Below are 12,379 nucleotides of genomic sequence, written 5' to 3'. Positions count from 1 at the left end.
ACACGACCCCGTTCTAAATCCATGAAAACATACCTAAAATATACCCTCGCTCTGCTCCTGCCGTTCAGTCTGCTCACGGGCTGCGATCAGGGCTTTACGGAGATTAATACCAACAGAGTTGACCCGACGTCACTGGCCGCTCCGCTGGTCATGAACAAGGCGATCATCAACACCAACTACCTCGACGGATTCGGCACGCTGGGCATGCTGTGTTATAATTTCGGCATCGTTCAGCAGATTATTACGCCGTACGGCAGTTCACTGTCGGGTGCTAATTACGATCAGGTGAATAACAGCAATACGCCCTTAGTCTGGCAGAATTTTTACCGGAACGTCGTGAAGCAGTTGGTGGCCGTACTCGATCAGACCAAATCCGATCCACTGCAAATCAACACGTACCAGGCCGCCCGCATCTGGAAAGCCTACGTCTTCATGATTCTGACCGATACGTACGGCGACGTACCGTATTTCGAAGCCGGGCAGGGATACACCACGGAAATCATCAACCCCAAATACGATGCGCAACAGGATATTTACAAGGATATCCTGAAGGAACTCGACGAAGCATCGGCCGCTCTGACCACTACCCAGACCGCCATCACGACTGATATTCTGTACGGGGGCAACGTAGCGAACTGGAAAAAGCTGGGCTACTCATTCATGCTACGGGCGGCCATGCGCCTGACCAAAGTTGACCCGACCACTGCTCAGACGTACGTTAAAAAAGCGGTAGCCGGTGGTGTTTTCCAATCAAATGCCGACAATTCCATTCTGCGTCACACCTCGCTTTACAACAATTACATCGGCAACCACTTGCAGGCCCGCGAAAAAACCAATTTCTACCTGGCCGCTCCTTTTGTCGACTACCTGAAAGCCAACAGCGATCCACGCCTGCCTATTTTCTCAGTCCGTTACGTAGGGGCTAAAAGTGGATCGGAACAGGCAGCGTCACGGGCGTCGTCTGATCCAGCGGTGCAAATTGGTATGCCAATGGGCTACAACGACGTATCGATTTCCTCTACGTTTGCAGCCAACAACGTAGTGAGCCTTTGGGATTATACCCAGGTCAATCTCAATACCGTACTGAAACTCGATGCCCCCGAATTCCACGTTACGTATGCCCAGACACAACTTCTGCTGGCGGAAGCGGCTTTTCGGGGATGGGTAACGGGCACGGCTGCTGACTATTTTGCAAAGGGCATTCGGGCGAATCTGGAGCAGATGGCGTCCTACGGCTCAACCATACCGGAAGCCTCTATCAAAACTTATCTGGACGCGCATCCACTAACGGCAGGTAAAGAGCTGGATCTGATCAATACGCAATACTGGGTTGCCAGTTTCCTGGATGGAACCGAAGCGTGGGCTAACTTCCGTCGCAGTGGTTTCCCGGCACTCAAGAAAAATCCCTATCCTGGCTCCGAAGTGAAAGGTGATTTCATCCGGCGTCTGCCCTACCCCGACAGCGAGATCGTCGTCAATTCGGGCAAGTTGAACGAAGCCATTACCCGTCAGGGCCCCAACACGCTCGATACGCGGGTGTGGTGGGACAAGCAGTAGAATTCCCATTTTTCTTTTTGTCATGGCTCCGGCCACCCGGCCTGAGCCATGACAAAACAAATCAATTACAATCGCTCAACCCCTTACCAATTCTCTCATGAATAAACCTGATCAAAACCGCCGTGATACCTTAAAAATGCTGGGTTTCGGCTCATCGGCTGGACTGCTGGGCCTCTTCGGGGGCATGTCTACCGCTGAAGCCCGGGAGCAACAGGGCAAGCCGCAATATGCCGTTGGGGCTCCTCCCGTCAAAATCAAATCCGTTAAAGCCATTGCCACCGCTCCTCAGGGATCTAACCTGATTGTCGTCAAAGTCGAAACCACGGAACCCGGACTCTACGGACTCGGCTGCGCTACGTTCACCCAGCGGGCGGCCGTCGTCGTGGTGGCCATCAATACCTATCTTAATGAATTTTGTGTCGGCAAGGACGTCGACAATATCGAAGACATTTGGCAGGGTGCTTACGTCAGCTCCTACTGGCGCAACGGACCCGTGCTCAACAACGCCCTCTCCGGCCTGGATCAGGCCCTGTGGGATATTAAAGGCAAACGAGCCAAGATGCCCGTCTACCAACTGCTGGGCGGCAAAGTCCGGTTCGCCATCCCCTGCTATACCCACGCCGGGGGCAACACCCCCGAAGCCGCTGCCGACAGCGTCAAGAAGTTCATGGAGCAGGGCTTCAAACACATCCGCATTCAACAGGGCGGTTACGGAGCCGTTGGCGCTACGTCTGATAAACCCGACTTCAAAGTAGCCGGATTCGGGGGGGAAACCGATAACTACATGAACGTGCAGTTGTATCTGAAATCGGTGCCTAAGATGTTCGAGGTAGTACGTAAACAGTGCGGAGACGAGGTTGAATTACTGCACGACATTCACGAGCGGGTGCAGCCCATCGAAGCCATCAACATGATCAAGAAGGTGGAAGAGTACCGGCCCTTCTTCATCGAAGATCCCTTCTCGCCCGAGAACATGAAGTGGTTTGCCCAGCTTCGTCAGGTCACCTCGGTGCCGATTGCCATGGGCGAACTGTTCAACAACGTCAACGAGTTCAAGGAGCCGATGGTCAACCAGTGGTTCGACTTCATTCGGATACACGTCTCGCAGATTGGGGGCATCACCCCGGCCATGAAGGTAGCCCGGTTGGGGGAGTGGTTCAACGTACGGACGGCCTGGCACGGACCGGGGGACGTCTCGCCGGTGGGTCACGCAGCGCATGCCCACATCGATCTGGCGGTGTGGAATTTCGGCATTCAGGAAGCGGTGTCGTTTTCGGACAAGATGAAGGAGGTCTTCAGTGGTTGCCCAACGATGGACAAGGGCTACATGTCGGTCAACGAGGTACCGGGCATTGGTGTAGACATCAACGAGAAGGAAGCGGCCAAATATCCCATCAGCACCAAGTCCAACTGGCAGGTCCGCAAGATGGATGGCACCCTCATCCGGCCATAAGTATGGAATCAGCGGTGAAGTCAGGTTCCTAAACCTGACTTTACGAGATACATATCTACTACGTTATTTTCTCTCCAACAGCTTAATCGATTAAACGAAAACATTACTACCAAACTCTGATGAAATCTACAGACAAACCGGGCATGTCCCGACGTAGTGCCATACAGTCCGTTCTAGGTGTCGCTGGCATGGGTTCGATGATTCTGCCCGAAACGTCGTACGCTTCCAATCCCGGACAGTTTCGGGATTACAGCAAAGTAAAAATCACGAAGCTGGAAACCTTTCTGGTTAAACCGCGCTGGATTTTCCTGAAGATTCACACGGATGTGGGCGTTTACGGCCTGGGCGAACCACTGCTCGAAGGTCGCGCGCTGACGATTCAGACAGCGATTAAGGAAGTAGAGCCTTATCTGATCGGCAAAGATCCACGGGCAGTCGTTCATCACTGGCAGGCGATTTACCGGCATGCCTTTTATCGGGGAGGTCCCATTCTGACCAGTGCTCTGAGTGGCATCGATCATGCGCTTTGGGACATTAAAGGCAAACTGCTCAACGTACCGGTTTATGAACTTTTCGGCGGCCCTACCCGCGACCGCGTTCGTGTCTACGGCAGAGCCAGCAATGCTGAGGATATGAAGAAACGGAAGGCCGAAGGTTACACCGTAATCAAGACGGGCGTAGCGAAGAAGAACCCGGCCAATATTGTCGAGAATCCAAAATTTATCAAGTACGCCATCGACAATTTCGCGTCGCTGCGTGAAGCCGGGGGCGATGATATGGACATTGCGATTGACTTCCACGGAAGTGTTCCACCCCAAACATCAAAGCTGCTGATCAAGGAGTTAGAGCCTTTCAAGCCGATGTTTGTTGAGGAGCCGGTTCAGGCACAAAATGTGGACGTACTGGCCGACATTGCTCGCGGTACGCATTTGCCCATTGCCGCTGGTGAGCGAATTTTCACGAAATGGGGCTTTCGCGAACTGCTGGAAAAACGAGCCGTTAGTATTGTTCAGCCCGACCTTTGCCATGCAGGAGGCATCACGGAGGGACGTATCATCGCGGGCATGGCCGAAGCGTATTACGTTCCTATTGCACCACACAATCCAATGGGTCCAATCTCCCTGGCGGTGGGCCTGCATCTGGCGGCCAGTGTTCCCAATTTCCTTGTTCAAGAGCAAGTCACGCTGGGCGAAGGCTATTTGAAGAATCCGTTTAAACTGCAAAAAGATGGTACGGTGATGATTCCGTCAGGACCGGGTCTTGGCGTTGAGCTGGACGATGCACTGATGAAAGACAAAATCGGACACGACTGGAAAAACCCAGAGTCTTATAACGCCCTCGACGGCTCCGTAGTCGACTGGTAGCAAAGGTATCTACGGGCTTCAGCCCGTGAGTCATCCTGGTCACAATACGGGCTGAAGCCCGTAGATACCCTAGAAGAGTAAACAATCAAATTTCCTTTTTTCCTTAATAAACCTGTAAACATGAAAAAAACTGTAAAACTCTTCGTTTTACTGCTGCTTCTGGGGCAAAGCTATGTCTTCGCCCAGAATGCCAGAGTGACCGGCAAAATTACCGGTCCAGACAATCAGGGGTTACCTGGTGTCAACGTTCAGGTCAGTGGTACGACGACAGGTACCTCCAGCGATGCAGCTGGCAATTTCGCTATAAATGCAGCCAGCAATGCGTCGTTGGTATTTTCGAACATCGGGTACGTTGGTCAGACTATCCCAATCAATGGACGCTCCATCATTAACGTCCAATTGGCTGAAGATTTGAAAACACTGAATGAAGTCGTGGTGGTTGGATACGGTACGCAGCGCAAAAGCGACGTAACGGGGGCCTTGAGCGCCATTTCGACGAAAGAGTTCGCGCAGCAACCCATTACGCGTCTGGATCAGGTGTTGCAGGGCCGGGTAGCGGGTGTGCAGGTCAACCAGACCAATGGCGCACCGGGTGGCGATGCCAAGATTCGGATTCGGGGTGCCAACTCCATCTTAGGTAGTAACAACCCTCTTTACATCGTCGATGGATATGTTGGAGCTGATTTTAATTTCGTCAACCCCAGCGACATTGAAACCCTTCAGGTACTGAAAGATGCCTCAGCGACATCGATATACGGAAGCCGGGGTGCGAACGGCGTCATCATCATTACCACAAAAAAAGGGTCACGTGGCTTTAAGGTCAACTACGAAGGTCAGTTCAGTACGTCGGAAGTCATTAAGCGTTATGACATACTTCCAGCTGGCGAATTTGCCGAGATCGTGAATGCCCGCGCTACGGCAACGGGTTCCGGCTTACCTTTCACGGCAGCACAGATTGACGACTACAAACGAAACGGCGGTACCGACTGGCAGAACCTCGTTTTCCGGAACGGTACGGGTCAGCAGCACCAGATTACGGTATCGGGTGGAAGTGACAAGACAACTTTTCTAGTTTCGGGTAACTACCTGAATCAGAATGGTATTGTCAACAACTCAGATTTCAAACGATATATTCTTCGGACCAACATCAACACGCAGATCAATGACAAATTATCGTTCCGGGTCAATCTGTGGGGTACGCGCACTGAGAATCACAATACCCTCGACGGGGGACCTATCGTGCAGGCGCTGGCCTGGGCACCCACCACACCCGCCTATGGGAGCGACGGCCTGCCAACGTTCAATGATCCAATCGGCTCTGTGTTCCGCAATCCGCTGGATATTCTCTACGACCAATCCATCGACACCCGACGCTCGAGCCTGAACCTCAACGCGGGCGTCAACTATAAACTCCCCATCAAAGGGCTTTCGATCGATCTGCAGTACGCCGTAAACTACCTAAACGCACAGAATCTGAATCTGTCGGGACCGCGTATCTCGAACGGTATTCCCAGTGCCAGCCGGTATTCGGCCGAACAGGTGACCCTACAGAACACCAACAACCTGACGTATGACGTAAAACTGGGCGATCACTCGATCAATGCCGTCGCCGTACTGGAAACGCAACAGTTTACCGATCGTAATTTTACGGCCACCGCATCGGGCCTGCGCTTCCCACAGCTCGGTTATGATAATATTGGAAACAACACGGCGGCAAACGTAGCATCCGGGTACGGCAAATCGACGCTTTTTTCGCTATTGGGCCGTATCAACTACGGGTATAAAGACCGATACCTGGTAACAGCCGCCGTTCGACGGGATGGGTCGTCGAAGTTCGGGCCTGACAACAAATACAGCGTGTTCCCGTCATTGGCCCTTGGCTGGCGTCTGTCGGAAGAAGCGTTCATCAAGAACCTGAACGTTTTCAGCAACCTGAAACTACGGGGAAGCTGGGGCCTGACCGGTAGCCAGGCGATCGGCTCCTACGCTACGTTAACAACGTATAACAACATCCAGTCGGCCTTCAACAATTCGGCGGCTACGGCAGGGGTTATCCTGGGCAACCCCGGAAACATCAACCTGAAATGGGAGACGACCCGCCAGACCGATGTGGGACTCGAAATGGAATTCTTCAACGGACGTTTACACACCGAAGTCGACTATTTCCACAAGACCACCTTCGACCTGCTTCTGAACGCAGCCATACCCAGTTATGCGGGTGGCGGTATACAGGTTCGCAACATTGGGGAAGTTGAAAACAAAGGGTTTGAATTTTCGATTGGTGGTACGGCTATCGACAAAGGAGGTTTCCGCTGGGAAAGCAACTTCAATTTCGCTACGTTAGCCAATAAAGTCCTTAGTCTGGGGGATCTGCCTCGCCTGGGAGTCGATACAAGAGTGGGGGGCGGCATGTCACCTACCAACGAGTTTATGCTCGTGCCGGGTCAGCCGCTGGGCGCTTACTGGGGTTTAAGATACCTGGGGACCTGGAAGCCGAACGAGGCCGATCAGGCCGCTCTGCAGGGCCGCGTGCCGGGCGACCCGCACTATGAGGATATCAACAACAGCAACTCCATCAATACTGACGATTTCCAGATCATTGGCCGTGCCTTCCCCAAACTGACGGGTGGCTGGAACAACACATTCACCTATAAAGGACTGACGCTGAATCTGTTCTTCAACGGTGTCTTTGGCGTCGACAAGCTCAACTACACTCGGGCAGCCGCCATGTCAGGTTCAGGTGATGCGCGGCAATTCTTGCTGACCGAAATCCGGGATTATTACCGACCGGGCAATGAAACCTCCGACGTTCCGGCGTTCACCAAAACCTATCAGCCGTTCACCCAGTCGAGCCGGTTTCTGGAAAACGGAAGTTTTGTTCGGTTGAAAAACGTAAGTCTGGCCTATTCCCTACCGAACAACGTGTTCAAGAACAAAGCCAACGTCCGCGTGTTCTTCAGCGCCACCAATCTGTTGACCTTCACGAAGTATTCCGGTCCAGACCCTGAATCTTCCCGTTCCAGTTCCGGCACCGATACCGCCATTGGCATCGACTACGGTTCGTATCCGAACGCTAAACAATACACCCTCGGTATCAATCTTGGCTTCTAAACTCATTTACTATTCCATGAAAAAATTACTTGTTCTATCTATAGCAGCCCTGTTCACGGCGGGTTGCAAAGGTTACCTTGAAGAAGACACGACCGGTCTACTCTATGGCGGCAACGTGCTCTCCACCCAGGCCGGTCTCGAATCGGCCCTGACAGGGGCTTACCGGGGTCTGGGCAACCAATGGACGTGGGGCTTTTTACACCCATCGGCCAATGCAGCTACCCTCGGCAGCGACGACGTAACGACGCACCCGGCCAGCAATAAAGCCGACTGGCGCGAATTCGACCAGTTTAACGTAACAACGACCAATCAGCGGTCCGGTGCGGTGTATAATGGCTGCTACAAAGCCATTCAGGGCGCTAACAACGTAATCAATAATTATACGAAAACGGCGGGAACTCAGGCTACGATCACGAATATTGCCGGTGAAGCGTATTTCATTCGCGCGTTCTCGTACTACTGGCTGACCCGGTTCTATGGCAACATTCCGCTGATTACGGTCGGTGAGTACTCGGCCGATCTGCTGACGGTAAAGAAATCGACGCCAGCGGAGGTGTATGCTCTGATCGTCGATGATCTGAAGAAAGCCGAAACCATGCTGCCCAACGGCCGCCGTGATCCGGGGCGACCCAATGCCGGGTCGGCGAAGGCATTCCTGGCCGATGTATACCTGACCATGGCGGGCTGGCCACTGAAACAAACCGACAAATACGATCTGGCAGCCGCCAAAGCGAAAGAAGTGATCGACAACCGCGCTACGTATGGGTTTGCACTATTGCCAACTTTTGCTGAAGTGTTTGCCAACGATCCGGCGGTGGCTATCCTTTCGGAATCAGTTTTCCAGATCAACGGCTTCACGGGCGGTAGTGGCACGGCCAACGCTACGTATGGCAACACGACCATGCCCGGCGAAGAGAACGGCTGGGACGACATGTTCGCCGAACTGAACTTTTTCCGCGATTTTCCTGAAGGTCCGCGCAAGTCCGCTACGTTTCGTACCGAATTCATTAAGCCCAGCGGTGAGAAAGTAGCCTGGCAAAACAGCCTCACGAAACACCCTTATTACCAGAAATGGTACATCAAAGGCAACATCCTGACGTCAAGTATTTCGCTGCCTTCGGTGATGATGCGGTATCCACACGTCCTGACGATTTATGCGGAAGCCAAAGCACGCGGCACGGGTGGTCCGGATCAGGTGGCCTACGATGCGCTGAACGCCGTACGGTTACGGGGCCGGGCATCGGGCACAAAAGCACTGTCCCCGGCCGATGGCCTGACTGCGACTCAATTTGCGGATGAAGTCGTTCAGGAACGCGCCTGGGAGTTTGCCTGCGAGCGCACCCGCTGGTTCGATCTGGTCCGTCTGGAGCGCGTCGAAGCGGCCAATGCTGCCAAAAGCCCCGACGATCTACAACCCATCAAAGCGATCACCAAAGCAAACTATTGGTTTACGCTCCCCTACACGGATACCTCGATCAATCCGAATTTGAATTAATTGGTATCGCGGACTTGATTCCGCATAGCCGCAGACTATTTCTTTTACCTAAATTTTGGTCTACGACTATGCGGAATCAAGTCCGCGATACCCAAACTGTTCCTGCAACCTTGAAAAAAATACTTCTATCTATCTGTGCATTTGGCGGTTTGTTCAGCCCTACATTTCCCTTAGCCGAATTGCCACAGGTCAATTTAACCAACGGACAAATCCAAACCACGCTGTACTTACCTGATGCCGACAAAGGGTATTATCGGGGAACGCGGTTCGATTGGGCTGGCGCGTTTAAGAATCTGGACTATAAAGGCCATACATTTATTGAACCGTGGTTTGACAACTATGACCCGAAGTTGCACGATGCCATTAGTGGGCCTGTTGAAGAATTTACTCCTCTTGGCTATGCTGATGCTAAACCCGGCAGTACGTTTGTTAAAATCGGCGTAGGCACATTACGTAAATCAGAGGATAAACCGTATGCATTCGCAAAGTATTATGACGTAGCAGACCCTGGCAAATGGCAACTAAAAGAACACAACGATTATATCGATTTTACCCATGAGTTATCCGATAACGCTACCGGTTATGGGTACGTCTATCGAAAAACAGTACGGTTGACGAAAGGCAAATCGGAACTGGTGCTCGAACATAGTCTAAAAAACACGGGTAAGCTCCCCATTGAAACCAGTGTCTATAACCATAATTTCTTCATCATCGACAAGCAACCCACTGGTCCGACGGTCACTGTCCAATTCCCGTTCGACGTAAAAGCCGAGGGAAAAGGATTTGGCAGTACGATTCTGGCGCAGGGAAACCGGCTGGTTTATTCGCGGGAATTAGAGAAAAAGGAGAACGTTTACAGTGCGGGCTTACAAGGTTTTGGTCCAACCGCTACCGATTACGATATACGTATCGAAAATCAGAAAACCGGCGCGGGTGTGCATATAACCAGCGATCAACCGCTTCAAAAATTGGTGTACTGGGCCTGCGCCACTACGTCCTGCCCGGAGCCATACATTCACCTGATAGCGTCCCCCGGTCAGGAAGTAAAATGGAAAATAGCGTATGAATTCTACGAAAAAACGAAGTAACAACTTTACCCATCTCCTTAACCTATAACTGACTCAACTTTCCAATGAATTTCGCACTAAAATTCTTCTTCGGAATTCTGGTTCTGGGAGGCTTCCTGTCTGCAAACTGGTCAAATTCCACCGTCAATTCGCAACTCCCGAGTGATGACTGGCCTACCTACGGCGGCAATAACGCCGGTAACCGGTACTCACCGCTGACCCAAATCAATACTCAGAACGTAAAGAATCTGCAACTAGCCTGGACTTATGAGACCGGCGACAATAAAGATCCCAATCAGCGAGGTATGGACATCCAATGCCAACCCATCGTGGTTAACGGGGTATTGTACGGTACGTCTCCCCGTATGAAGTTGTTTGCAGCTGATGCGGCAACGGGTAAGCAAATCTGGCAGTTCGATCCGTTCGCCAATCCCGAAAAGCGCCCCCGGTTTCATCCGCTACGTGGTGTTGTTTACTGGGAAGATGGTGCCCGCGACGGCGGCCAGGACAAACGCATCCTGTATACAGTTGGCTCGTCTTTATACGCCATTAATGCCACAACAGGTAAATCCATCGAGAGCTTTGGCCAGAATGGCGAAGTGGATTTGCACGAAGGACTGGGCGATAAAGAAACGCTCGGACACGACGTAGCGAACCTATCGATTCGGGTCACAACCCCCGGTGTTATTTATAAAGATCTACTGATTACGGGCTCCGCCGTGAATGAAGGGGGCGATGCTCCTCCGGGCTACATTCGGGCGTTCAATGTCCGCACCGGCAAGCTGGCCTGGGTATTTCATACGATTCCGTTGCCCGGTGAGTTCGGTTACGAAACCTGGGCGAAAGATTCGTACAAAAAACTGGGAGGGGCCAATTGTTGGGCAGGGATGGTCATCGACGAGAAACGGGGGGTCGTTTACGCCGGAACGGGATCACCTTCGGTTGATTTCTACGGGGGTGACCGGCCGGGCCAGAACCTGTTTGCCAATTGTGTAATCGCTATCAATGCCGAAACGGGCAAGCGCGTGTGGCATTTTCAGACCGTACACCACGATTTGTGGGACCGCGACCTCCCCTGCCCGCCCACGCTTATAACTGTCAAACACAACGGGAAGATGGTCGATGCCGTAGCGCAGGCGACTAAAGATGGGTACATCTTCGTGTTTGATCGGGATACAGGCAAACCCTTGTTTCCGGTGAACGAAGTTCCCGTTCCTACCTCACCCGCGTTGCCGGGCGAAAAACCGTGGCCGACGCAACCCGTTCCAACAAAACCCGCCCCTTTTGTCCGGCAGGAATTAACGGAAGCGGAGATTACGACGCGTACGCCCGAAGCCCACGCCTACGTACTGGACCGATACAAAAACAGCCGGCACGGTAGCAAGTACATGCCGCCTAGTGAAGAAGGTACGTTGTTTTATGGCTTTGGTGGCGGAGCTGAATGGGGTGGCAGCGCGGCCGATCCGGACGGTATTATGTATCAAAACGGCAATACCATGCTTTGGTGGCTGAAGATGCGGGATGTTCGGGCGCAGGGCAAGAACGTAGCGATGACCCGGGGCACGTACCTGTTCAACACGAACTGTTCGGTCTGTCACGGGCTGAGCGGCAAAGGCAGCAACGAAGCCAAAGCGAGCGCTGCCCAGGCCTACCCTGATTTGAGCGAAGTCGATAAACGACTGAACCGGGAGCAGATCAGTACGATTCTGTCAACCGGGCGGGGCCGTATGCCTTCGTTTGGCCACCTATCGAAAGAAGATCGAGACGCTATCATCAATTTTTTACTAAAACTCGATGTAAAGCCCGCTGCGCCTGCTGTTGCCTCAACAGATATTCATAGCTCGGTCGTTACAGCGCCAGTTACCGAAGGAGCCGATTTTCCTTACATGCCACCTTATCTGAATAACGGTAATACGCAATTTCGGGACCAGGATAATTATCCGGCGATTAAACCGCCCTGGGGAAACCTGAGTGCCATCAACCTGAATACCGGCGAATACCTCTGGCAGGTTCCGCTCGGTGAATATCCCGATCTGGCCAAGCAGGGCGTACCAAAAACGGGAACCGAGAATCACGGTGGTCCGATCGTTACGGCTGGTGGCCTTATCTTCATTGCGGCTACGTATGACGAAAAACTCTTCGCGTATGACCGTAAAACCGGCAAAGTCGTGTGGGAATCCAAACTACCAGCCGGTGGTTTTGCAACGCCCATCACGTATATGGCGAATGGCAGGCAATACGTCGTTATTGCAGCCGGTGGCACCCGTTATGGCTTAAAACCGGGCGGTTCGTATGTTGCATTTGCGTTACCCTAAGTCGTACGATAAAACAA

The 12,379-nt window shown here is 52.5% G+C and carries 7 protein-coding genes; all 7 read left to right on the top strand.

Annotation, left to right across the window (positions count from 1 at the left end; genetic code table 11):
- Positions 1-21 precede the first annotated feature (21 nt).
- The 7 genes from IC230_RS23285 (at position 22) to IC230_RS23255 (ending at position 12,362) form a co-directional block, all read left to right on the top strand.
- On the top strand, positions 22-1,557 hold the full coding sequence (locus IC230_RS23285; RefSeq protein WP_191041456.1) for a SusD/RagB family nutrient-binding outer membrane lipoprotein: 1,536 nt from the start codon (positions 22-24) through the stop codon (positions 1,555-1,557).
- A 97-nt stretch (positions 1,558-1,654) separates the two neighbouring features.
- The gene (locus IC230_RS23280) at positions 1,655-3,010 is read left to right on the top strand and encodes an enolase C-terminal domain-like protein (RefSeq protein ID WP_191041455.1); all 1,356 of its coding nucleotides are present in this window, start codon (positions 1,655-1,657) and stop codon (positions 3,008-3,010) included.
- A gap of 119 nt (positions 3,011-3,129) precedes the next feature.
- Entirely contained in the window at positions 3,130-4,374 is a 1,245-nt protein-coding gene (gene dgoD / locus IC230_RS23275; protein WP_191041454.1) for a galactonate dehydratase, read from the top strand.
- Between the two features lie 120 nt (positions 4,375-4,494).
- Positions 4,495-7,485, top strand: coding sequence for a SusC/RagA family TonB-linked outer membrane protein (locus IC230_RS23270; protein ID WP_191041453.1), 2,991 nt, complete (start codon positions 4,495-4,497; stop codon positions 7,483-7,485).
- Between the two features lie 16 nt (positions 7,486-7,501).
- Positions 7,502-8,980 (top strand): RagB/SusD family nutrient uptake outer membrane protein, encoded by a 1,479-nt coding sequence (locus tag IC230_RS23265; RefSeq protein ID WP_191041452.1) that lies wholly within the window; start codon positions 7,502-7,504, stop codon positions 8,978-8,980.
- A gap of 110 nt (positions 8,981-9,090) precedes the next feature.
- Positions 9,091-10,068, top strand: a complete 978-nt coding sequence (locus tag IC230_RS23260; protein ID WP_223860787.1) for a hypothetical protein — start codon at positions 9,091-9,093, stop codon at positions 10,066-10,068.
- Positions 10,069-10,112: 44 nt separating this feature from the next.
- Positions 10,113-12,362 carry an outer membrane protein assembly factor BamB family protein gene (locus IC230_RS23255; RefSeq protein WP_191041451.1) on the top strand — a complete coding sequence of 750 codons (2,250 nt, stop codon included), beginning with the start codon at positions 10,113-10,115 and terminating at the stop codon, positions 12,360-12,362.
- Positions 12,363-12,379 lie beyond the last annotated feature (17 nt).

Origin of the sequence: Spirosoma validum (genome assembly GCF_014699035.1) — a bacterium.
GTDB lineage: Bacteria > Bacteroidota > Bacteroidia > Cytophagales > Spirosomataceae > Spirosoma > Spirosoma validum.
Note: the sequence above shows the minus strand (reverse complement) of the source record. Positions and strands in the feature narration are given on the sequence as shown.

What these genes read in the sequence shown, in the direction of transcription:
- IC230_RS23285 (WP_191041456.1), top strand. Translation starts at nt 22, where the DNA reads ATGAAAACATACCTAAAATATACCCTCGCTCTGCTCCTGCCGTTCAGT.
- IC230_RS23280 (WP_191041455.1), top strand. Translation starts at nt 1,655, where the DNA reads ATGAATAAACCTGATCAAAACCGCCGTGATACCTTAAAAATGCTGGGT.
- dgoD (WP_191041454.1), top strand. Translation starts at nt 3,130, where the DNA reads ATGAAATCTACAGACAAACCGGGCATGTCCCGACGTAGTGCCATACAG.
- IC230_RS23270 (WP_191041453.1), top strand. Translation starts at nt 4,495, where the DNA reads ATGAAAAAAACTGTAAAACTCTTCGTTTTACTGCTGCTTCTGGGGCAA.
- IC230_RS23265 (WP_191041452.1), top strand. Translation starts at nt 7,502, where the DNA reads ATGAAAAAATTACTTGTTCTATCTATAGCAGCCCTGTTCACGGCGGGT.
- IC230_RS23255 (WP_191041451.1), top strand. Translation starts at nt 10,113, where the DNA reads ATGAATTTCGCACTAAAATTCTTCTTCGGAATTCTGGTTCTGGGAGGC.